Raw genomic sequence first — 22,223 nt, 5'->3', positions numbered from 1 at the left:
ACACAAAATTAGCAACAAAAGGCAATTATCAAATTCCAAATCTCAAATCAATACTCCGTTATGAAGCAAATCATGTGTGTGGTAATTTGACAATTCGACTGTTCGAGACTTTATTATATCTTTGTGCACTGATTTTTACCGAATATAAAAAAAGCTGAAGTGAAGATAGGAAATTTGGACTTAGGGAAACAGCCAGTTTTATTGGCTCCAATGGAAGATGTTACCAATCCTCCATTTAGAGTGTTGTGTAAGCGTTATGGTGCCGATTTAATGTACACGGAGTTTATCTCATCGGATGCATTGATTCGTTCGGTAAACAGAACTATGAAAAAGCTTACCATCTTGGAAGAAGAGCGTCCTGTGGCCATTCAGATTTACGGGAAAGAGGTTGATCCAATGGTTGAAGCTGCCAAAATTGTTGAAGAAGCCAAGCCGGATTTTCTTGATTTAAACTTTGGTTGTCCGGTAAGAAAAGTTGCCAGCAAAGGTGCAGGATCGGGAATGCTTCGAAACATTCCACAGCTTCTAAAAATTACTGAAGAAGTTGTAAAAGCAGTAGATATTCCCGTAACGGTTAAAACCAGATTGGGTTGGGATGCTGATTCAAAAATTATTGTTGAGCTTGCAGAACAACTTCAGGACGTTGGTATTGCAGGCCTTACCATTCACGGAAGAACCCGTTGCCAAATGTATAAAGGTGAAGCAGATTGGACCTTAATTGGTGAGGTAAAAAACAATCCAAGAATGCACATTCCGATTATTGGAAATGGTGATATTACCAATCCTGTAAAGGCAAAAGAGGCCTTTGATAAATATGGTGTTGATGCCATTATGATTGGACGTGCTGCCGTAGGAAAACCATGGATTTTTAGGGATGTGAAACACTATCTGAAAACTGGAGAATTGCTTCCTCCCGCAACCGTTGCTCAACAGGTAGACATGCTAAAAGAACAAATCGATGCTGCTATTGACTGGATTGATGAAAGAAGAGGAATCTTACACATGCGCAGACATATGGCAGGCATGTTTAAAGGATTGTACAATTTTAAGCAAACTCGTATCGATATGCTTCGTGCGGATCACTATGATGATTTAATGGTAATTCTGAATAAAATTACTTCAGAATGGGGCGAACTACAAATAGAAGAAGATTAAAAAAATCACATACTAACCGACACAAAAAACGCAAAGATGAGATGTCTTTGCGTTTTTTGTGTTTTTTGCTCTCTTAACCAAGCACTATTTTAAAATCTTAGGTAGCTCTTTAATAAAATAATCAGGGTTAAAAACATCGTATTCTTCTACCCTCCTGCTCCATTGCATACTTGATTTTGTAATGTATCCTTTCTGTAAAGCTCTAATTTGATCTTCACTTAAAGTAAGTTCAGCTTTAAATATCGTAAAACCGTAATTCGGATATTCTTTGGGCTCAAAATCTCTTGTATAATTCAGGCTTACAATTTCACCATTAGACAATTCTAAATCGATTTTTGACCTCTTTGTGATAAAACCAAAAAATCGAAAACCTTCCTCATCCATTATTTTCCATTCGGTTTTAAGAATCACTTTTTCTTCATCTGCTACCAACTGGAAATCACATTTTACAATATTCTTGTTTTCCGAAAACTTTTTGAGTTTTAAACTAACTCCTTTTATAACTGTTTCAGGTTTTAATTCGGCCTTTTTCAGTAAAATTGGTTTAGATAATTCAATGTCTGATTTAACTGGAACCTTTGGTTTGGGATCCGCCTTTTTTACTTCTTCATACTTCCAAGTTCCATTGTCATAAAGCAATACAACTCTTCCATCAGGAGTTCTCAATCTCATTTGTGCATCTACTGTATAAATGCCACAAAAAAGAAGTACTGCAACAAGCAATAAGTTCTTCATTATTCAATAATTTGAGATAATGATTTTATAAAATATGAAGGCGCAACAACTTTATATTCTTCTGTTCTTCTGCTCCAAGTCATATATGCTTTATAAACTATAGAGTTTCTCAACAAACGAATTTGTTCTTCGTTTAATTCCAGTTCTGCTGAGTAAGTCGAAAATCCATATTTCTCATACTCTTTAGGCTCAAACTCTTTGGTATAAACCAAATCAATTGTTTTGCCGCCTATTAACTCCAACGAGATTTTGTTTCCTTCTTTTATGAATCCAAAATACGAATAGGCTTCACCGTTCATAATTTTCCAATCTGTTTTCAATACGGCTTTTCCATCTTTCGATATTAAAGTAAAATCGCAACGAACAATATTTTTGTCTTTAAAATATTTCGAAAGTTTTTCACTTTGTCCTTCAATAAATGCCATTTTTTCAAGGGTGGCATCTTTCAAACTAATAGGAGAATTATCTACAACAGATACATTGGTTGGTACTGTAACTTCTCCTGCTTTCTTTTGAATCTCCTTAGTATCTGTATTGGGAAGTTTTACATCGGCATAAGTCCAGGTTCCATTGTCGTAAAGAATCACAACTTTTCCATCGGAAGTTAAGGCTGTTTGCTGAGCATTTACAAAGATTGAAATTCCAAATGCTAGCACACAGAATACAAAAATCTTCTTCATTTCGGTAATTTTTAATAAGTTATTGCCATTAGAAATCAACTTGATTCCTATTCATTAATCGGTAGTGGGAAATACTTATCAGTTAAACTGCAAGTATCTTTTGGTAATGTATTGTACAGGAAAACGCGATGCGAAATACCCAATCAATACAACCGTTATAAAGATGATAAAAATATCAGAAAGATGCACATTTACAGGATAAGAGTTCATAAAGAAACTTCCTGCGGCCAATTTTACAAATCCGAATTTGATCTGTAGAAAACAAACTATTATGCCCAAAATTACCCCTAAAAGCGCACCCGAAATGGAAATCAAACAACCCTCGATTAGAAACAATTGTCTTATGGTTTTCTCATTGGCACCCAAACTTCTTAAGGTGCTAACATCCTCTTTTTTATCCAATATCAGCATGGTTAATGAACCTATGATATTAAAGGAGGCAATCACCAAAATAAATGATAAAATGAAAAAGACTGCGGTCTTTTCTGTCTTCATCATTTTATAAATAACATCATGCAATTCGAAACGATTTTTTACCTGAAAATCATCACCGATTATTTCTTGTATTTCAGATTTTACCTCATCAATATCTTCAGAATCATTTATTCCGAGCTCGATGGCACTTACTTCGTTTTGATAACTGAATAATTTTCGTGCAAAACTTAAAGGAACCAAGGTATATTGTGTATCAAAATCGGCTTGAATCTGAAAAAAACCCGATGGCCATATGATCTCAGAATTAAATGCATTCATTGGATTGTGTCCGACCGTAGCATTACGTTTTGGCACATAAAACTTTATTGGATCAACAAAGGTTAATCCTACACCCAAATCTAATGCTACACCATACCCCAACACGGCAAACTGATACTTTTTTGTATCCAACACAAAACTCCCATCCGTTATCATGGTATCAATTCCCGTCATCAGGCTAAAGTTTTCATCAACTCCTTTTACAATTGCAGGTCGTTGACGATTGCCATATTTGAGAAGTGCATTTTCTTCCAAAACTTCGGAATAGAATGCCACTTGTTCCATGTCTTTAATTTGTCTGAAAATTGAATCGGGAACAAATGTTTTGCCTTTTGCAGGAAGTATTTTTAAATCGGGATCAAAACTACTAAACTGCTTATCAATAAATTGATTCAAACCATTAAAGGCAGACAGCACAATCACCAAAGCCATGGTACCAACCGTAACACCAACTACTGAAATTAGTGAAATGATATTGATAACATTCTGTTTTTTCTTGGAAAACAGGTATCGCCTGGCTATGTGAAAAGGTAGATTCAAATTCGGTGGAAGAGTTTATGACAATAGGTTGTCGATATTCTCAATATAATCCAAAGAATCATCAATATAGAATGCCAATTCGGGAACCACTCTTAATTGTTTACCAACTTTGGTTCCTAGAATTCTACGGATGTTTTTGGTGTTCATTCTAACCACCTCAAGCGTTTCTTCCGACTTGTCTGAAGGGAAAATACTAAGATACACCTTTGCAAGTCCCAAATCCGGGCTAATTCTTACAGTGGTAACCGATATCATTTTTCCTCCAAATAGATTTCGTCCTTCCTGCTGAAAAATCAATCCTAAATCCTTTTGTAATAATCTTGAAACTTTGCTTTGTCTTGTGGTCTCCATATATACTTTTCTAAATTTTATACAAAGATATAATAAAGTCTTGAAAAGTCTTGAAAAGTAGAAGAGCGGAAAAGTTAAAGTTCTTTAATAAAAGCATTTGCTTTTTATACATTTGCAGCATGCTTGAATTCATCGAATATGGATATTGGGGATTGTTTCTGGCAAGTTTTTTGGCAGCAACCATTCTTCCTTTTAGCTCAGAGGCAATTCTTAGCCTTTGTGTTTATTCTGGTTTTGATATCAGCTTGACTATAGCAATTGCAAGTTTAGGCAATTGGTTAGGTGGCTTAACGGGTTACTATTTAGGATACTTGGGTAAATTGGAGAGAATCGAAAAATGGTTAAAAATTAAACCTGATAAAGCGATTAAATCCAAAGAGTTTCTCAGAAATAAAGGAAATGCGCTTGCCTTTTTTGCTTTTCTTCCTTTTATAGGGGATATGATTCCAATCGGATTAGGATTATTACGCACCAATCCATACTGGATGGCACTTTTTATGGCAGCCGGTAAAGTTTGCAGATATGTGGTTTGGGCCTGGCTAACAGTGCAAGCTCTGTCTTAAAATCCCAAACATCAAATCTCAAAAATCAAATTAAATTTTCAATAACGATAGAATTACCTAATACTATTTTATTTATCGGATAGGTTTCATAATTTTGTCGAACTAAAATTTTTAAGTATAAACAGCTCATATTTGAGCGATTAATGAATTGAATAATGAAGACAGTAGTAAGTGGAATTCGATCTACAGGTAACTTACACCTGGGAAATTACTTCGGAGCGGTGAAGAACTTTGTGCAAATGCAAAACGATAACAATTGCTTTTTCTTTATTGCTGATTGGCATTCCCTGACTACGCACCCAACTCCTGCAGATCTTCACATCAATGTAAAGCGCGTATTAGCTGAGTACCTGGCTTGTGGAATTGATCCTGAAAAAGCAACAGTTTACGTACAAAGTGATGTACCAGAAATTCCTGAATTGTATTTGTTGATGAACATGAATGCATATTTGGGTGAGTTGGAAAGAACAACTTCTTTTAAGGATAAAGCTCGTAAACAACCAGAAAATGTTAATGCAGGTTTGTTAACGTATCCTGTTTTGATGGCTGCGGATATTTTGATTCACAAAGCTCATCAAGTTCCAGTAGGAAAAGATCAGGAGCAAAATTTGGAAATGGCACGTAAATTTGCGCGTCGTTTCAATAACATTTATGGCGAAGAAACTTTCCCAATTCCTCAACCTTATTCATACACAGGTGAGTTTATTAAAGTTCCTGGATTAGATGGATCGGGTAAAATGGGTAAATCGGAAGGAAATGCAATTTGTTTGGTTGATGATCCAAAAGATATCCGTAAGAAAGTAATGAAAGCCGTTTCGGACAGTGGTCCAACTGAAATGAACCAGGAAAAACCTGAAGCAATTCAGAACCTGTTTACACTAATGGATATTGTTTCTGCAAAGGATACTTACGATTTCTTTAACGACAAGTACAACAATTGTGAAATTCGCTATGGCGATATGAAAAAACAGTTGGCTGAAGATATTATCAACTTTACAAGCCCGATTCGCGAGCGTATTTTAGACATCATGCAAGATGATGCATACTTACACAAGGTAACCAAATTGGGAGCTGAAAAAGCACGTGAAAGTGCTGCTAAAACAATTGAAGAAGTTCGCAGATTAATTGGTTTTAGAAAATTCTAAACTCAGTATATTTAAAAGAAAAAGCCAGCTTAAAAGCTGGCTTTTTTTAATTCAAAATTTTCTCCAGAAAACTCTCAAAAATACTTTCCACTTTCTCTAAAGATGCATTCAATCGATGATCACCTTCAATTAAATGCAGTGTACATTTCGACTCTTTGGCATATCGAACCGAATGCTCGTAAGGTATAACTTCATCCGATTTTCCGTGAACAATTTGAATATTCTTACAATTAATCGGATACTCCTGTTTCGCATATCCTTCTAAATATAAAGCAGGAGCCATTAGAAAAATGGCTTTCGGATTAATCTTCTCTGAAGCTACCAAAGAAACATATCCGCCCATACTTGAACCAACCAATATAAAATCCTTCTTTTCTCCCTTTAAATAGTTTAAAAGCTGACTTGCACGATCATCGGGATTAGAATATGCCCGATAATCCAAACTATCTATTTCGAATCCTTTTTTCTTAGCGATTTCGCTTAATCTCTTTATTTTGGTTCCCCAAGGACCACTTTCCTTTCCATGTGAAAAAACAACTTTCATTTTATGAATCTAGGTTAAGTTTTTTTAATATTCCAATGCCAATTCTTTGCCATCAATTACGCGGAATGCACCTTCGGCCAGTGCTTCCATTTCATTTTCTCCGGGGTATACAAAGAATTCCGTTAAACAGCCAACATAATCCTTTAAATCTGCAATAAAACGATCGGAATAAGCAATGCCTCCTGTAATAATAATTCCATTGGCTTTGCATTTCATTGCTGCATGGTAAGCACCAATTTCCTTGGCAATCTGGTACACGAAGGCATCATAAACCAACTGAGCTTTTTCATTCCCTTCTTCAATCAATTCGAAAACATCGCGCAAATCGTCAACACCCAAATAGGCCTTCAATCCACTGTTTTTGCTTAGAAGAGTTTCCACCTCTTTTCTTGGTTTCGAGTAGCACAAATCCATAATGCCACGCGTGGGAATTGCACCTGCACGATTCGGAGAAAATGGACCCATTCCCATCAAAGCATCATTTACGTCGGTAATTTTTCCACCTTCAACCGAGGCAATGGAAATTCCTCCTCCCAAATGAGCAATCACATACTTGGCATCTTCATAGGCAATTCCTTGCTGAGCCGCAATTTTTCTTGCTGTCATTTTCATATTTAAGGGATGTCCCCTGCGATTCCTTTCAATACCAGGAACACCGGAAATTTGAGCCTTTTCGATAATGTTACCAGCCGAAACAGGATCAACCGTATAACTTTCATCTAAACCAAGATGTTCTGCCAATTTGTTGGCCAGCATACTTCCCAAGTTCGATGCATGATCTCCATATTTTCCTGTACGTGCATCTTCTAAAAACTCATTGCTAATGCGATATGTTCCTCCTTCCAAAGGCTTTACAATACCACCTCTTCCTACAATACCAACCACTGAGAAATCTTTTTCAGTCAACATACCATTCAAACAGTCTTTTAACATTTCAAATCTGTATTCAAACTGATCGGTAACATGATGAAACTGATCTAAATCCTTTTGCAAATGTCTCGCAACAAAATCTTTAACCAGTCCTTCTCTGTTGTATAGGGCAATTTTTGTTGAGGTTGATCCCGGATTAATCACAATCACTATTTCATTTCTATTCATAGTTAAAGTATTATCTGCATATTCTGTTTTTTACTTTCCCCCATTCGTCAGTTGACAAGAAACTCTCATCCATATTGGCGATCATATCAAGCATTTTTTTCATGGGAATGGCCAAACTCAAGGTATTTTCAGGTACATATGGACGAGCTGAAACATCAAACATTCCTAGAATCGCCTTCGGTTTTTCTTTTTTACTTTCCTGATAGGGAAAGGTAACTATAGAACCACAACCCGATGAAAAAGGTACAATTGTACTTTGCAAATCGGTTTGATCGTAATTGGCTAATGTAAACAAACCTGACAAAACATCGGGTTTAGCAAAAAAGATTACCACTTCGGGTTCATCTTCTTCTGACAATTGATCCCACCTTTTAAAACTGATGTATTTGGCAGGAGCATTATAAACAGGAAACTGATTAATTACTTTCTGAGCAATATCACTATTCTTAAGATATCTTTCCTTTCCTGTAGAAAGAAAGTTAGCCAATCCCGGCACAAATTCTGCAAATCCGCAATAGGTTTTTCCTCCACCACAACTTACCGAATCAGCTGAAAAACTTAAGCTTTCTCCATTTCTTATCTTGTTTAACTGACCAATAATACACATCCAGTTTTTCGGTCTGATTTCTTCATCTTGCAATCGATCGTTTCCGTACCAAAAAGCAATGGGAAGATTGGTTTCTTCACCAAAATACTTCTTAAACTTTTCAATAAAATTTTCTTTTACGTTGATATCCATATCTTTTGGTTTTAGGCTTATATAAAAATATTAAATTTGAGTTCAATATCATCAAACAAGAAGAATTAAATACAATAACAGAAATTGACAAAAAAAGATATCTTTGTATGAATAAGGCAAAAGAATTTTCCATGAACAAAGAGCTCTTAATCGAAAAGTACAACGTTCCTGTACCACGATACACAAGTTATCCAACTGTACCATTTTGGGGAGATGAAAGACCAGATGCAAAAGAATGGTTGAAAATAGTTAAACGCACTTTTGATGAATCGAATTCGTCAAAAGGAATTAGTATTTATGTACACCTTCCCTATTGCGAACGCCTTTGTACTTATTGCGCCTGCACAAAAGTCATCACACGCGATCATGGTGTTGAAGAAAAATATATAGATGCATTACTGCAGGAGTGGAAAATCTATCTGAATACTTTTGGAGAAAAACCTGTTCTAAGAGAATTGCATTTGGGTGGAGGAACTCCAACTTTCTTTAGTCCTGAAAACCTTAAAAAACTGATTAATGGCATTAAAGAACATGCCGATTTGCATCCTGAATATGAATTCAGTTTCGAAGGACATCCGAACAATACCACAAGAAAGCATTTGCAAGCTTTGTATGATGTTGGATTTAGAAGAGTAAGTTTTGGTGTTCAGGATTTCGACCCCGAAGTACAGCGTGTGATTAACCGCAAGCAAAGTTTTGAAATTGTAAAAGAGGTAACCGAAACCGCCAGAGAGATTGGCTATAAATCAGTAAATTTTGATTTGATTTACGGATTGCCTAAACAACAAATTTCTTCGGTTCGCGACACATTCGAGAAAGTTTCGGAGCTGAAACCTGATAGAATTGCTTACTATTCGTACGCACATGTACCTTGGAAAACCAAAGGTCAGCGCATGTTTACCGATGCCGATATTCCGGATAGTGCTGGGAAACGCGCTTTGTACGATCTAGGAAAAGAAAAACTGGCAGAACTAAACTACAGCGATATTGGTATGGATCACTTCTCCTTGCCTCATGACGAATTGTTTGTGGCACGTGAAGAGAAGCGTCTGCACCGAAACTTTATGGGATACAACACTTCCCACACGGAATTACTGATTGGTTTGGGTGCCTCATCTATTTCTGATGCAAAATATGCTTACGCACAAAACCCAAAAGAAATTCACCTGTACAAAGCAGCTTGTGAAGAAGGTGAATTGGATTTGGTCAAAGGTTATTTCCTTACTGATGAAGATTTGACAGTAAAAAGAGCTATACTAGACATTACTTGTCGTCGTGAGCTGTTCTTTACCGATGATTTAAAGAAATACCTACCTGATAGCATTACCGAAGAATTGACGATAATGAAAGAAGAAGGAATTATAGAACTGGACGAGGAAAAACTAGTGGTTACCGATTTGGGTATGATTTTCCTTAGAAACATTGCCAAACCATTCGACAACAAACTGCGCTACTCACAAAAAGGTAGCGATAAAATGTTTTCGAAAGCGATCTAAAAGATTAATATTCTCAAATAATAAAAGCTTTCAGTCCAATTACAAAAATGTAGTTGGACTGAAAGCTTTTTAAATATCTCACATTTTCATAAAAAAGAGGCTCCAAAATGGAACCTCCACAATTTAGTCGTAAGTAAAATATTTATTACCACCTGTTGTGACCTCTATGAAAACCTTGTCCTTTGCCTGCTCTACTCATAAAGATTACCAGCTGATCCTCATCAAGTAATTCGCGAACTTTCATTTGATGTTCATATCTCTTTTTTGCCAAAGCGTTTTGGATATCCGCCAAACGTTTTACGTTGGCAATTAATACTTTTTTATCTGGATTTTCATCCGTCATTAAGTTTCTTTGCTTCAATCTAAGTTCTTCCGCCTCATCACGTAAGGATTTGGTATCCTTCATGTGAGCCAAACGCAAGTCTTTCATTTTTGCCTGCTGATCATCGCTTAAATCAAGCATATTTCTTTTTGCTTTGCCGGCATGCATGCCTTTTTGTGCACCCATACCTTTTCTGCCTTGCATTTGTCCATGTGCATGCTTGCCATGCATTCTTCCCTGTGTCATTCCATCATTTCCTCCACGGCCTTGTTTCATTCCTTTTCGGTAATTTGGTCGGGCATCGGCGCGCAACAATTGCTCCTCGGTTAAAAATGAACGCATTTCCATTCGCATATCTAATTTCTGAAGGTGCAATTCCTTTTTTAAAGCAGTCATCTTATCGATATTGGCATAAACTTGTGACTTATTTGGTTTTTCAGCCGAAACCAAAGTTTTCTGCTTTGCTCGCAACTCATTTAATTCATTCTTGATATCTAAGCTCTGCTTGGCATACTTTACACGTACTTCTTTCATTTGTTCTTTTTGTGCATCGCTAAGATTACAACGCATCTCTTTTCTGCATTGGTCACTTCTCTGTCCGCGTTCACCTCTATTTTGTTGTGCATATAGGTTCGACATTCCAGCCACTACAAACATGCAAATCATTCCAACTATTACTGATCGTTTCATCTATCTAAAATTTTTAATGTTCTCATTTACTAATTTCAGCGCTTTTTAAAATCGAATTCGGTTCTTTGACTTTTGAAAAGTTGGAAGGTTTAATTGGCTTTGTTTTTTTATAGAATTAAAAGAAGTATCAGAATATAATAACCTTCAAGTAACAAGCCGCAAGAACAATAAAAAAAGACTCCCTTTTCAGAGAGTCTTTACTATGCTTTTATCATTAGATTTGAAGCTTACAACTTGTAATTTCGTCTAGTTAAAATGTGTTTCTGCTTCTATCAAGGTTTTATCCAGTTCCCTAATGATTGGATAAAATCCTATATCATCAATTAAATCTCGAGCAATATAAGCTTTCAATTGCGTCTCTATCACTTTACGCGATTGTCTTAATCCTTTTGAATCTGGTTTCACTCCTTTTTTATCAGCGTAAGCTACCAGGTTTTTAATAATGGCTTTATCCTTCACAAAATTTAATACATCCTTGTGAGTTTTTAAACCTTGCATTTGCTCTCTGTACTGATCTACAAAAGAGAATGCATACTGATATATGATACCATTTCTTCTCAGATCGCGGAAATAATTCGAGTAGCCCGAAGTATCCACAGGGATGAAAACATCCGGCATGATACCTCCTCCTCCATAAACGGTATTTCCACCCGGAGTGGTATACTTTAATGAATCATTAAAGTGGATGGAATCTTTTTTCTCAAATTCACCATGAATAAATCGAAGGTTCAAATCATTGTAATACTCTTCTTTGCCATTGTTGTATGGTTTTTGAATACATCGGCCTGTTGGCGTGTAATAACGTGCCACTGTTAAACGCAATGCCGAACCATCAGGCAGTCGTCTCTGTTCTTGCACCAAACCTTTACCAAACGAACGACGTCCCACAATTTTACCTCTGTCGTTATCTTGTATTGCACCTGCAAAGATTTCACTTGCCGAAGCCGAAACCTCATCAATCAGAACAATAACCGGCAAATCCTGAAATCTACCATTCCCATTTGATTTATAATCGGTTCTAGGCTGTGATTTGCCTTCGGTATAAACCATCATTTGATTCTCAGAAAGGAATTCATTGATCATGTTGGTAGCCTCAGACAAATAACCTCCTGTATTTCCTCGAAGATCAACAATCAACTTCTTTACTCCTTCAGATTGCAACTTCTCCAATCCTTCTGAAAATTCAAAGTATGTTGTTGCTGCGAAACGGCTCACTTTAATGTATCCCACTTCATCATTAATCATATAAGCAACATCAACACTCGGAACTGGTATTGATCCTCTCAACAATTCCATTTCCAAAGTTTCATTCGTACTTCTGCGATAAACACCAACTTTTACCGGAGTACCTTTTGGCCCTTTTAATCGACCAATGATATCATTATCTTTTAATTCTTTACCAACAATGGAGGTATCATTAACGGTTACCAATCTATCGCCAGCTTTTATGCCTGCCAATTCCGATGGACCACCTGGAATAACACGAACAATTGCAACAGTATCCTGGTAACGAATAAACTGTACTCCAATTCCTCCAAAATTTCCTTTCAAATCTTCGTTTACTCTTTGCAAATCCTTTGCGGGGATATATATGGTATGAGGATCAAGATCCTTAAGCAGTGCAGGAATTGCCTGCTCCACCAAATCTGCAGAACTAACCGTATCTACATAATCTGATTCAACCATATCTAAAACAACCTCTAACTTGCTTTCTGCCTTAGGTAGCTGGAATATGGTTGATTCTCCACTACTATTCCCTTGAAACAGGGAGTTAATAAACATACCAACTATAATGGCTAAAGTCAGTAAAATTGGCAGAAATATTGCACTTCTTTTATTATTGTAACTCATGTATTTTGTTTTAATTCTCTTCGTTCAGATTGATATATTTTAATTCAACGCCGGCTCTTGACAATAAATCAATTCCATCAGAGCTATGATACTCTTCGGAATAAACCACACGAACAATTCCAGCCTGAATAATCAACTTAGCACACTCGATACATGGGGAAGCGGTAACATACAACGTAGCATTTTCACTACTGTTCCCCGATTTTGCAACTTTGGTAATAGCATTGGCTTCTGCATGTAGTACGTAAGGTTTGGTTTTAAAGTTTTCATCTTCACATACATTTTCAAAGCCAGAAGGTGTTCCATTGTATCCATCCGAAATGATCATTTTGTCTTTTACGATAAGGGCTCCCACCTGTCTTCTTTTACAATATGAATTTTCGGCCCACACCAATGCCATTCTCAAATATCTCCTGTCCAACTTATCTTGCTTGCTTAGCACACTAACTGATTCTTCATTCATCATATTTTCAATCCATATTATGTAATTCTAACAAATGTATAAAAATATATTGGGAGTTCATCCCGATAATTTAGGAATCCTTTCAATTAACCATAATCGAATGACCCTAAAATAAAATACACTTACCTTCAATTTTTGTCATTTTGTCAATTTTTTCATCTGAATTTAATACAACTTGTAAATCATAGATATATGTTTTTGCTTCTATATTTACGCATTAAGCAACTAGCTAGATAACAACCTAAATACCAATTTGATTAAACAATCAAACCTACTTATTTAAAGTATTAAAAAGTTGAATAGAATCTTAAAAAAATCAAAATCTTAAAGAAGAGATGCTGAATTTATATCTCATTCAACTATTTTTTCCAAAACATTTAATTGCAAGCTTTTAAATCCATTATAACCAAAACCTCTTGAATGAAGCATTTTTACCCCTACTCATATACTGCTCTTTTATTTGTTTACTTCTTATTTTCTAATCCGCTAATTGCAATTAGTGCACAGATTCCACCTGACAGCACGATCGATTTAAGTATTGACAAACCAGCAATTTGTGAAGGAGAAACAATAAGCATCTTTTTAGCAAGTAGTGAAATTGGTATTGAATACCAACTTAAAGCCAATGGTGTGAACGAGGGTACTCCAATTCATGGAACTGGCTCCCAAATATCATTTAGCTCACAACCAAGAGCAACTACAACATTTAGTGTTACAGCTACCAACACGAGTACTGGAGAAAGTGTTGATCTGTCAGAGACCATTACTGTTGCGGTAAGCGCCGGACCTAAATTAAATTTGTTAGTTACGGCCAATCACGCTCAAATTTGCGAGAGCTTAAATACACCTGTGGTAATTTCAGTTGAAAATTCTGAAGCAGGATTGTCTTACTGGTTAAAAGATCAATCCGGTTCAGTTTTAGACATGGCAACAGGGAACAGTGGTGCACTTAACTTTACATCGGTTTCGCCGACAACAAGTACAACCTACATTGTAGAAACCACTATGGTTGGATGCAATGACAGACTTGAATTAGAAAACAAATATGATTTAACAGTGGTTCCATTACCAATCGCAACAATGGATGTTAGCATTACAGAACCAGAAATTTGTGTTGGAGAGAACACTGTTATCTCTATTGATTCCAGTGAAGTTGGTGTAAAATATCAACTTTTTGATGGTGCCTATTTGAAAGGGGATATCATTGATGGAACAGGCTCAGCCTTATCTTTTCCGGAATTCTCGCCTTTCCGCTCGGTAACCTATCAGGTAATTGCCACAAACCAAGCTTGTGGCACTCAGCAAAAGCTTGATGAAAGCATAAGGGTTAATGTTGGTTTACAACCTGAAATTCATCTTCATCCTACAATCGATAAACACACCATTTGCGAAGGCGAACAAGTTGTAGTTTCTTTAACTCCAACCGACACAAAAGTTCAATATCAACTTTGGGATGGAAGCACAGCCATTGGATCTCCAATAACAGGTAATAACGAAGGAATTAGCTTTGAACCAACAGCACCTAGTAATTCAACCACTTACCGAATTGAAGCATTAGGTGAAAGATGTTTGGATCCGATTGACATTCGATACACCGTTGATATTGATGTTCACCATTCTCCGGATATTAGCAAAATCATTTTAAGCAATCGCGATACCATTTGTGCAGGCGAAGAGGTAATTATTTCGGTAGAAAACAGTCAAGCTGATATTTTTTATCAATTGCATGATGGCAGCCAACTAATCGAACCTAATGTAGTTGGAAATGGTGGTACCATCCAATTTCCAGAACAATATCCGAGCACTAGCAGTACATACACGGTTTATGCTCATGAAACGGTTTGTACTGATCCACTTGCTCTTGACAATACCAAATTGATCACGGTTCCCGATATCAGTACCAATTCTGTTGAAAACTTTGCTACTCCTGAAGAATTCTGTGAAGGAGAATCTATTGATATTGAATTAACCAGTACCATTTCTGGCATTGAATATATCCTTCAAGATGGTGAAAACATCCTTTCAGAGATTGTCGGAGATGGCGGTCCAATTGTATTTGAAGATATTGTTCCAAACATCAACTCTAACTTGTATGTAAGCATTGGTAATTGCAATGACAAACTAATTGCAGCAAAACCCAATTATACATTACAAAGCAATCCTAAATTGCAGATTGTTAGCACCGATGTACACACGGGATACGATGGTAAGCTTGTAATTTCGGTTTCAGATGGTGTTGCTCCTTATACCTACATCATTAATCCGGGAGAAACCACAACAAGCGATAATCTGGTTTATGAACTTACCAATCTTGAATCTGGCACTTATCAGGTTTTGGTAGTTGATGGAAATGCCTGTCGCTCTTCTGATGCCGGACAATTGGTTGAAATAAAACTCGATGAAAATCAGAAGATCATTGTTAACAACGCTTTAACTCCTAATGGAGATGGAATAAATGATACCTGGAAAATTCACTACGCCCCTAGTCTAGGAAATCCGGAAGTATACGTCTTTAATATCTACGGTCAGGAAGTTTACCACTCCAAATCATATCAAAACGATTGGAAAGGAAGCTTTAATGGTTCAATTCTACCTAATGGTGCATACTATTATCTAATTGAATTTGAATCAGGAGAAATTAAACCTGTAAAAGGAAGCTTATCAATCCTGGGAAATTAAAACCACTCAACAATGAAACCATTTTACGTTACTAAATATATTCCGATATTCATTTTTATTCTGGTTTGTTTCTGCGGAAATAAGCTAAAGGCGCAGCAGGTTCCCTTGCTCGACCAATACTATATCAATCCAACAGTGTACAATCCTGCAGCTGCAGGAGCCAACAATCTGTTTAATGCATACCTGTTGAGGAATCAGAAATTTGCTGATTTTGATGGTGGGCAGGTTACACATGTTTTTACTGCCGATGCAGCTTTGAGAGAAGCAAAATACGGACTTGCATTTAGTCTTGTAAACGACAATGTTGGAATTTTTGACAACACACAAGCCCTGGCAAGCTATTCTTACAGACTTGAAATTGCTACCGATCACTTTTTAAGATTTGGCCTATCGGCCGGGATATCCGATTTCAGGGTAAATATGAACGATTTAAGAGCAAATCCCGACGATCCTTACCTGATTAATACAGATTTTAAAAACACCGAACTCATAGCCAATATGGGTTTGTACTACACCTATAAAAATGTGGTGGTGGGTTTAACCATTCCGCAACTTTTAAACAACTCGGTAAGTGAAAGCAGGGATGGATCTGAATCATCATACAAGCTGGTTCGTCATGCCATGCTAAGTGGAGGTTACGAATTTAAAATTCCACGCATAAGAGACTTAAGTGTTACACCATACCTTATGATGAGATATGCAGACAGTTCACCTGTTCAGTTCGATGTAAATGTTATTGCCAAACTTGCAGACAAAGGTTGGTTCGCAGTAAATTACAGAGACGATTTTTCTGTTGGGTTAAATATAGGTGTGAATGTTTTAAAGAACTTTGTAATTGGATATTCATACGATATTGGCATCCAAAAAACAGGAAGATATCCATCCAATAATCATGAATTTCTTATCGGATATCGATTAAAATCAAAAAAGAAAAGAGAACCGGAAAGGATTCTAGACAATGATATAAGCACTTTAAAATCCTTATTGGCTGAGAAATACAAAAAGATTGACCGTTTGCGCCACGAACTGGAACAGATAGAAAAAGAAGAGAAAATGACCGATGAAGATCGGGATGGTGTGCCTGATGAAAAGGACAATTGTCCGGGTACTCCACCATTCTACATTGTTGATGAAAATGGTTGTCCTGTAGATTCCGACCAGGATGGCGTGGTAGATAGTGAAGATTACTGTCCTGAGATTCCTGGTATTGCAGCAAACAATGGCTGTCCAGAACAAAAGGAAGAAAGAATTGAAATGGAAGAGCGATTGGAGAATATCTACTTTGCCTTCGGTAAATATGAATTAACCGAATATTCTCGCAGAAAACTAACTCCCGTTATCAAAATGATGGTAGAAAATGTTTCTTACATTCTTAAAATGCATGGTCATACTGATGATATTGGTTCTGATGACTCAAATATAGAATTGGCAAACAAACGCCTTACAACAGTTAAAAACTATTTAATTTTAAATGGAGTGCCAGACAATAGAATCGTCATTATTCCGCATGGAGAAAAAAATCCGCTTGTCGCAAATACCGATAATCAAAGCAGAGCCAACAACAGACGTGTAACTTTCGAAATTTACGACTATCAGTAAAAACAAACCCCCAATATGAATTCATATTGGGGGTTTTAATTATTTTGATCTCTTTATTTAAACAGAAAAACTTTTCTTTCTTGAGTTCCTGGACGACCAATGATGTTTTTGATATAGTCATTCTTTTCGTTCAAAACACCAGCTTTCTGAACATATCCTTTTCCCATTGGCATACTTGCTCCCCAAGCGCCACTTGGACTGCAATTTTCAAAATCAGTAATTTTTACAATGGTGTGTACTCCCACCGTAATAATACAGGTTTTGTAATTTTTTGCAAGTTCTAAAGTTTCTTTGATATTGTCCTTGGTCAAGTCAATTGTTTTATCAGCTTGCTTTTCTGCTAATTTATTGATGGTTACAATTGGCTGTCCTAAATCTGCAAATTCATCATTAAAACTAATTGAACCTGCTACAAATTCTTTCAATACCTCAAGTTTTGTATTCTGTGCACTTAATGAAAATCCAATCAGCACAAATAATATAACTATTGATTTTTTCATAGTTGGGATTTTATATTAATAAAGATTAAACTATTAATTGATATACAAATCTACAAAATATGTTCACTTTATTCCATATTTTATTTAAAATAAATTTTATCCCAAACTAAATTCCTTGCGCATTGTAGTATTTACAAGTACTTGCTACAAACGAAAAAAGCTTAGGCACCACCCCAAGCTTTCTTTTACTAACCACTATTTACTAACCTAAATCTTAGAGAAACTATCTGTTTGTTTTCTCTATTGTAAAACTATCTCATTTAATCGTTAAATGGGCTCAAAGGAAGTTAAAGAAACTTAAACTCTTTTTTTTGCAATGCATATAAAATAAAAAACCCGGCTGGTAAGCCGGGCATTCTATTTAAAATCCTAATCTATTATTCTATGAAAAAACCTAATCTATCTCTTTGTCTGTAACAAATATATTTAACATTTGAGTTAATAAATGAGAAGATGTGTTAAAGAATGTAAAAATTTTAAATACATATCGTTTTTAAGCTCTAGATCGAACAAGCTTTTAATATACTTTCAACTTGTCCACCTATTCCTGGCTTATTGGCAGAGAATGCTTGTTCAAATGCAGCTGTCCCTACAGTAAAAGCAGCAGCATTGCTTGCCTTAACCGTTTCTATCCTTTCTACACTGTCAATGCTACCGGCTACAATGATCGGTTTTTTTGATGATTTACATACATCCGTAATCAAACTTGGGATATCTTCTTCTAAATGGCGATAAGCCAATAAATCCAATCCATCTACCCCATCAAGACTGGTTATTTCTTCAGCTTGAGCAGCAATTTCAGCAATTGTCCCCTTCAAAATACTTGGATGATCTTCAACTCGACCCACAAAAGGATAATATTTTAGTGGATGATCTTTCACCAAAGGAGCAATCAGTTCAGGTCTTGTTCCTCCTAACAGATAATCTACATTTAAATCCATTGCCACCTTTGCTGAGTTGATTTCGCTCTCCGAATCTAAACTTACCACTTCCAAATAAACCGTAGCTCCTTCCTGCTTCAAATCATGAGTTAACTCTTTTAGCTCTTCAAAAGGCAATCCCATATCTTTAAAACCGATATGTTTTACTCCCTCTGCCACAATTTCTTTCACATATTTTCTGGCATCTTGTACTGTTTTATCATCCCGCGTAAGCATGAATATAAGATCTATGCTCATTTATACTTTATTTGTTAATGTTAGTAATAGTGTTTTTTGTTTTGTGAATGCAAATATACTTTATCCATTCATTTACAAAGAATTTATATGGAAGGAAGTATTCTTTATACAACGGATTTCCTCTTTTGATTGGCTATTTCATGAATCAAACTAAGGATTACACGAAATCAATTGTAAAATATCAAATACAGCCTGACATTTCTGCCAGGCTTTTTGTATTTAATAAATTGATACTAATTAAATACTCTAACTTTTATCGAACAATCTCATATTATATAAGTGGAAATACAATTGTTCTTGCAAAGCATACAAAAAGATTGATTTCATCGAACTTCCTTTTATAAGTTAGCGGATAAAAACTTTTTTGATATTTTTCTTTACAAACACAGACAGACCTTTCTGTTTTTATATACATTTGCATCATGGAAAAATTAAAACCGAAAGAAAGAATAATGAATGTTGCCATTGAACTATTCCATAGGCAAGGTTACAACTCAACTGGTGTTAATCAAATTATAAAAGAATCAAAAGTAGCCAAAGCAAGCTTTTATGACCATTTCGAATCTAAAGAAAAGTTAGCTGTTGAATACCTTAAGCGAAGACATTTGGTATGGTTTGGTGGCTTAACTGAATTTACCTGTAAAGCAAAAAATTTCAGGGAGATCATATTAAAATCATTTGAATATCTTAAATACATGAACAAGAAGGAGGACTTTAGTGGCTGTGTCTTCTTGAATATGCTTTCTGAACTTAAAAGTGAAAATAAAGAGATATACGAAATCATCAAAAGTCACAAGTTAGATCTGCAACAATTCTTTTCAAAAAATATTGCCGATAATATGAAAGCCTTTCAAATATATATGCTTTTTGAGGCTTGTTTAATTACAAGTCAAGTTTATCGAAATCAAAATCAGGTTGATAAGACTATCGACTTATTAAAATCGGAAATTCTATTATGAGAGATTATCTTTTAAAAATAAAAACCAGCTCATCAAGTCCAGGCAGTCTGGGATTCAAATTCTCAATATTCTCTGGACTGGGAGGGTTTGTTGCTATAATGGCAGTTTCGCTCCTAACCTATCATTTTAATGCTCCGTTTTTAATGGCCCCATTTGGAGCAACCTGCGTACTTGCCTTTGGTGTACCTAATAGTCCATTAGCACAGCCTAGAAACATTATTGGTGGACATATATTATCAACAATAATTGGTATTGGCTGTTTTTACTTATTGGGGAATGAATGGTATTCACTGGCTCTTGGTGTTGGCTTAGCAATTGGAGTAATGCAATTAACAGGCACAACACATCCACCTGCTGGAGCCGACCCAATTGTGGTTATTCTGGGAGCAAAAGGACTTGCATTTATTGTTAATCCCGTCCTTTCAGGAGCTATTGTTATAACAATTATTGCAATACTTTTTAATAATTTGAGCAAAAACAGATCCTATCCATCCTATTGGATTTAATTCTAAAGTAAGAACATTTTGTTCTTGATAATTTTAAGAGCATAGAAGACATGATTCTATGATAGACCTCCCTACCGCACGAAACGAAATTCGATGAAATCAATTCTTTCGTATGGTTCGGCTAAATTTAAAATTGAACCTAAACAAATACAGCCTGGCAGAAATGTCAGGCTTTTTTGTATTCAAGAACAACAATGCTTTAACATTAACTAGAACCCAATTTTGTCTACTCAACACCGAGTTTTTCTATAATACTTATTTCTAGAGGGATGTGGCATTATTTTTCTACAGCCAGACTCTCGCCGAGCAAAAAGTTGATCATCTGGCTTGCCCCAGAGGGTAAAAAAATCAAAAGTTGAGCTCCTAAATTGCGCCAGATGGTCGCCGAGCAATTTTTTGAGCTACTGGCTGGCGCCAGCACATGGCCAAGGGAAAAATTGACCTCCTGGCTGGCCACAGGCAATCAATTTGCAAAAAATTGAGGTCCTGAATTGCGCCAGAGGCTGAATTTTCAATTTTTTTATAGACTGGCGCAAGAAAAATATCCTGGCTCAACAATATTCATAAAAAAAATCCTTCCGAATATCATCGAAAGGATTTATCTTTAATAAATTATGAGTTATTCTCAAAATTCTCAATAATGGTAGTCAACCTTTCAATTTTATTCTCAAAATCTAACTGCTTTATTTCTAAATTATTTATCATTTGATACAAATTGGCAGAATGATTCCCTAAATCAAAGCTCATGTATGATTTTACTGCCCAAACTTCTAAAATATCTTCCTGATTAATGGTCTTAATGGGGTAGCTAGTATTATCACTCTTCAGAATTAACTGTTTACGTTCTTTCAAGCGATTTAAAACTCTTTTTACAACCACCCCAGACTTAAGCACAACAACATATACTAGGCCATCCTTTATGAATTCAGCATCATCAACTGCCATAGCAAAAACCCAAGAACTATTTGTTAAAGTGGGCTCCATACTATCTCCTGAAACTTGAAACCCTCTAAAAGTAGCCCCTTGAAATTCAGGACGTGGTATTGAAAACGCAGGTTGCTGTTCCAAATATTGGGCATTATCTATATTTTCGGGGTAGCCAGCGGATGCTCTTACATCTAGCATTAATATATTCTCTTTTTCATTACTATCAACCGTAATACATTTAGGAATTACAAATTGCTTTTCTGATTTATCATTTTCTTTTTGATAATTTATCTCATCTCTCCCTTTTACTATAGACTTACTCTTAAAGGGTTCTCCACTACCGGTCAAAAGCCATTCAATGTTAACGCATTCAAACTTTCTTGTAATATCAGAAAGGATATCAAAGCTTGGTTTATTTTTAGCATTGAGAACATTGTATATCTTATCAGCCCGCGAATAGCCTAGAAGCCTTGAAAAAGCTAGAGGACTATATCCAAGTTTGGTTATTATTAATTCAAATCTTTGACTGTAATCATTATTATTATGACTCATGAAATATATATTGATTTTGCGAAATACAATTTTTATTGTATGTTTGTACTGATTATTTGAGCAAAGATAGTAAAAATAAAGACAATTATCAAGCAATATATACTTATAATCATTAGTAAATCAGACACTAAGGAAATTTTTGTTTTTCTAAACAACTGATTAACAATGATTGAAATAAATTTATTTAATTACAATAAT

At 35.7% G+C, this 22,223-nt stretch carries 21 protein-coding genes; 8 read left to right on the top strand and 13 right to left on the bottom strand.

Features of this window, described 5'->3' with window-relative positions; all coding sequences use genetic code 11:
• Positions 1-159: 159 nt before the first annotated feature.
• Entirely contained in the window at positions 160-1,155 is a 996-nt protein-coding gene (gene dusB / locus ACKPCA_RS16145; protein WP_306742494.1) for a tRNA dihydrouridine synthase DusB, read from the top strand.
• A gap of 84 nt (positions 1,156-1,239) precedes the next feature.
• Here dusB and ACKPCA_RS16140 read toward each other — a convergent pair whose 3' ends face one another.
• The 4 genes from ACKPCA_RS16140 to rbfA all read right to left on the bottom strand — a co-directional run bounded on the left by ACKPCA_RS16140 (position 1,240) and on the right by rbfA (position 4,214).
• Complete coding sequence (locus ACKPCA_RS16140) at positions 1,240-1,890, bottom strand: hypothetical protein (protein WP_321280021.1); 651 nt, start codon at positions 1,888-1,890, stop codon at positions 1,240-1,242.
• A complete protein-coding gene (locus ACKPCA_RS16135) occupies positions 1,890-2,570 on the bottom strand; it encodes a hypothetical protein (protein ID WP_321280020.1) in 681 nt (226 codons plus the stop codon). The genes ACKPCA_RS16140 and ACKPCA_RS16135 overlap by 1 nt, the downstream gene beginning before the upstream one ends.
• 78 nt (positions 2,571-2,648) lie before the next feature.
• Positions 2,649-3,863 carry an ABC transporter permease gene (locus ACKPCA_RS16130; RefSeq protein WP_306742497.1) on the bottom strand — a complete coding sequence of 405 codons (1,215 nt, stop codon included), beginning with the start codon at positions 3,861-3,863 and terminating at the stop codon, positions 2,649-2,651.
• A 15-nt stretch (positions 3,864-3,878) separates the two neighbouring features.
• Positions 3,879-4,214, bottom strand: coding sequence for a 30S ribosome-binding factor RbfA (gene rbfA / locus ACKPCA_RS16125; RefSeq protein ID WP_054715409.1), 336 nt, complete (start codon positions 4,212-4,214; stop codon positions 3,879-3,881).
• A 119-nt stretch (positions 4,215-4,333) separates the two neighbouring features.
• On the opposite strand from rbfA, the gene ACKPCA_RS16120 reads away from it, so the two are divergent.
• Both ACKPCA_RS16120 and trpS read left to right on the top strand, forming a co-directional pair.
• Positions 4,334-4,777, top strand: a complete 444-nt coding sequence (locus tag ACKPCA_RS16120; protein ID WP_306742499.1) for a YqaA family protein — start codon at positions 4,334-4,336, stop codon at positions 4,775-4,777.
• Between the two features lie 155 nt (positions 4,778-4,932).
• Positions 4,933-5,922, top strand: coding sequence for a tryptophan--tRNA ligase (gene trpS, locus ACKPCA_RS16115; RefSeq protein WP_321280019.1), 990 nt, complete (start codon positions 4,933-4,935; stop codon positions 5,920-5,922).
• 46 nt (positions 5,923-5,968) lie between these two features.
• Here the strand turns inward: trpS and ACKPCA_RS16110 are convergent, their stop codons facing one another.
• From ACKPCA_RS16110 to ACKPCA_RS16100, 3 genes are read right to left on the bottom strand one after another with little or no spacing between them, the layout of a single operon-like run.
• Entirely contained in the window at positions 5,969-6,466 is a 498-nt protein-coding gene (locus tag ACKPCA_RS16110; protein ID WP_321280018.1) for a YqiA/YcfP family alpha/beta fold hydrolase, read from the bottom strand.
• Positions 6,467-6,490: 24 nt separating this feature from the next.
• Positions 6,491-7,564 (bottom strand): butyrate kinase, encoded by a 1,074-nt coding sequence (buk, locus tag ACKPCA_RS16105; protein ID WP_321280017.1) that lies wholly within the window; start codon positions 7,562-7,564, stop codon positions 6,491-6,493.
• A gap of 10 nt (positions 7,565-7,574) precedes the next feature.
• A complete protein-coding gene (locus ACKPCA_RS16100) occupies positions 7,575-8,303 on the bottom strand; it encodes a DUF169 domain-containing protein (protein ID WP_321280016.1) in 729 nt (242 codons plus the stop codon).
• Between the two features lie 131 nt (positions 8,304-8,434).
• On the opposite strand from ACKPCA_RS16100, the gene hemN reads away from it, so the two are divergent.
• Positions 8,435-9,799 (top strand): oxygen-independent coproporphyrinogen III oxidase, encoded by a 1,365-nt coding sequence (gene hemN, locus ACKPCA_RS16095; RefSeq protein WP_321280015.1) that lies wholly within the window; start codon positions 8,435-8,437, stop codon positions 9,797-9,799.
• Between the two features lie 145 nt (positions 9,800-9,944).
• On the opposite strand, the gene ACKPCA_RS16090 is transcribed toward hemN, so the two are convergent.
• The 3 genes from ACKPCA_RS16090 to ACKPCA_RS16080 form a co-directional block, all read right to left on the bottom strand.
• Positions 9,945-10,811 carry a Spy/CpxP family protein refolding chaperone gene (locus tag ACKPCA_RS16090; RefSeq protein ID WP_321280014.1) on the bottom strand — a complete coding sequence of 289 codons (867 nt, stop codon included), beginning with the start codon at positions 10,809-10,811 and terminating at the stop codon, positions 9,945-9,947.
• A gap of 246 nt (positions 10,812-11,057) precedes the next feature.
• A complete protein-coding gene (locus tag ACKPCA_RS16085; RefSeq protein WP_321280013.1) occupies positions 11,058-12,662 on the bottom strand; it encodes a S41 family peptidase in 1,605 nt (534 codons plus the stop codon).
• Between the two features lie 10 nt (positions 12,663-12,672).
• Positions 12,673-13,128, bottom strand: coding sequence for a deoxycytidylate deaminase (locus ACKPCA_RS16080; protein WP_321280012.1), 456 nt, complete (start codon positions 13,126-13,128; stop codon positions 12,673-12,675).
• 417 nt (positions 13,129-13,545) lie between these two features.
• Between ACKPCA_RS16080 and ACKPCA_RS16075 the strand changes: the two genes are divergently transcribed.
• Both ACKPCA_RS16075 and ACKPCA_RS16070 read left to right on the top strand, forming a co-directional pair.
• Entirely contained in the window at positions 13,546-15,804 is a 2,259-nt protein-coding gene (locus tag ACKPCA_RS16075; protein WP_321280011.1) for a gliding motility-associated C-terminal domain-containing protein, read from the top strand.
• A gap of 12 nt (positions 15,805-15,816) precedes the next feature.
• The gene (locus ACKPCA_RS16070) at positions 15,817-17,403 is read left to right on the top strand and encodes a PorP/SprF family type IX secretion system membrane protein (protein WP_321280010.1); all 1,587 of its coding nucleotides are present in this window, start codon (positions 15,817-15,819) and stop codon (positions 17,401-17,403) included.
• Positions 17,404-17,456: 53 nt separating this feature from the next.
• Here ACKPCA_RS16070 and ACKPCA_RS16065 read toward each other — a convergent pair whose 3' ends face one another.
• Positions 17,457-17,903, bottom strand: a complete 447-nt coding sequence (locus ACKPCA_RS16065; protein WP_321280009.1) for a hypothetical protein — start codon at positions 17,901-17,903, stop codon at positions 17,457-17,459.
• A 500-nt stretch (positions 17,904-18,403) separates the two neighbouring features.
• A complete protein-coding gene (locus ACKPCA_RS16060; protein WP_321280008.1) occupies positions 18,404-19,081 on the bottom strand; it encodes a hypothetical protein in 678 nt (225 codons plus the stop codon).
• Between the two features lie 422 nt (positions 19,082-19,503).
• Between ACKPCA_RS16060 and ACKPCA_RS16055 the strand changes: the two genes are divergently transcribed.
• Together ACKPCA_RS16055 and ACKPCA_RS16050 are read left to right on the top strand one after the other, a co-directional pair.
• The gene (locus ACKPCA_RS16055) at positions 19,504-20,040 is read left to right on the top strand and encodes a TetR/AcrR family transcriptional regulator (RefSeq protein ID WP_321280007.1); all 537 of its coding nucleotides are present in this window, start codon (positions 19,504-19,506) and stop codon (positions 20,038-20,040) included.
• Positions 20,037-20,546, top strand: coding sequence for an HPP family protein (locus ACKPCA_RS16050; RefSeq protein ID WP_321280006.1), 510 nt, complete (start codon positions 20,037-20,039; stop codon positions 20,544-20,546). Before ACKPCA_RS16055 ends, ACKPCA_RS16050 begins: the two co-directional genes overlap by 4 nt.
• Positions 20,547-21,158: 612 nt before the next feature.
• On the opposite strand, the gene ACKPCA_RS16045 is transcribed toward ACKPCA_RS16050, so the two are convergent.
• Positions 21,159-22,025, bottom strand: a complete 867-nt coding sequence (locus ACKPCA_RS16045) for a S24 family peptidase (protein ID WP_054715365.1) — start codon at positions 22,023-22,025, stop codon at positions 21,159-21,161.
• Positions 22,026-22,223 lie beyond the last annotated feature (198 nt).

It is taken from the genome of Marinifilum fragile (assembly GCF_963677365.1).
Lineage (GTDB): Bacteria > Bacteroidota > Bacteroidia > Bacteroidales > Marinifilaceae > Marinifilum > Marinifilum fragile.
This window is presented reverse-complemented; position numbering and strand designations above follow the sequence as displayed.

Excerpts from the sequence above, each read along its gene's own strand:
- ACKPCA_RS16070 (WP_321280010.1), top strand. The coding sequence starts at position 15,817 with ATGAAACCATTTTACGTTACTAAATATATTCCGATATTCATTTTTATT.
- ACKPCA_RS16080 (WP_321280012.1), bottom strand. The coding sequence starts at position 13,128 with ATGATGAATGAAGAATCAGTTAGTGTGCTAAGCAAGCAAGATAAGTTG.
- rbfA (WP_054715409.1), bottom strand. The coding sequence starts at position 4,214 with ATGGAGACCACAAGACAAAGCAAAGTTTCAAGATTATTACAAAAGGAT.
- ACKPCA_RS16075 (WP_321280011.1), top strand. The coding sequence starts at position 13,546 with ATGAAGCATTTTTACCCCTACTCATATACTGCTCTTTTATTTGTTTAC.
- ACKPCA_RS16110 (WP_321280018.1), bottom strand. The coding sequence starts at position 6,466 with ATGAAAGTTGTTTTTTCACATGGAAAGGAAAGTGGTCCTTGGGGAACC.
- ACKPCA_RS16045 (WP_054715365.1), bottom strand. The coding sequence starts at position 22,025 with ATGAGTCATAATAATAATGATTACAGTCAAAGATTTGAATTAATAATA.
- ACKPCA_RS16140 (WP_321280021.1), bottom strand. The coding sequence starts at position 1,890 with ATGAAGAACTTATTGCTTGTTGCAGTACTTCTTTTTTGTGGCATTTAT.
- trpS (WP_321280019.1), top strand. The coding sequence starts at position 4,933 with ATGAAGACAGTAGTAAGTGGAATTCGATCTACAGGTAACTTACACCTG.
- ACKPCA_RS16050 (WP_321280006.1), top strand. The coding sequence starts at position 20,037 with ATGAGAGATTATCTTTTAAAAATAAAAACCAGCTCATCAAGTCCAGGC.
- ACKPCA_RS16065 (WP_321280009.1), bottom strand. The coding sequence starts at position 17,903 with ATGAAAAAATCAATAGTTATATTATTTGTGCTGATTGGATTTTCATTA.
- ACKPCA_RS16090 (WP_321280014.1), bottom strand. The coding sequence starts at position 10,811 with ATGAAACGATCAGTAATAGTTGGAATGATTTGCATGTTTGTAGTGGCT.
- ACKPCA_RS16135 (WP_321280020.1), bottom strand. The coding sequence starts at position 2,570 with ATGAAGAAGATTTTTGTATTCTGTGTGCTAGCATTTGGAATTTCAATC.
- ACKPCA_RS16055 (WP_321280007.1), top strand. The coding sequence starts at position 19,504 with ATGGAAAAATTAAAACCGAAAGAAAGAATAATGAATGTTGCCATTGAA.
- buk (WP_321280017.1), bottom strand. The coding sequence starts at position 7,564 with ATGAATAGAAATGAAATAGTGATTGTGATTAATCCGGGATCAACCTCA.
- ACKPCA_RS16085 (WP_321280013.1), bottom strand. The coding sequence starts at position 12,662 with ATGAGTTACAATAATAAAAGAAGTGCAATATTTCTGCCAATTTTACTG.
- hemN (WP_321280015.1), top strand. The coding sequence starts at position 8,435 with ATGAACAAAGAGCTCTTAATCGAAAAGTACAACGTTCCTGTACCACGA.
- ACKPCA_RS16060 (WP_321280008.1), bottom strand. The coding sequence starts at position 19,081 with ATGAGCATAGATCTTATATTCATGCTTACGCGGGATGATAAAACAGTA.
- ACKPCA_RS16120 (WP_306742499.1), top strand. The coding sequence starts at position 4,334 with ATGCTTGAATTCATCGAATATGGATATTGGGGATTGTTTCTGGCAAGT.
- ACKPCA_RS16100 (WP_321280016.1), bottom strand. The coding sequence starts at position 8,303 with ATGGATATCAACGTAAAAGAAAATTTTATTGAAAAGTTTAAGAAGTAT.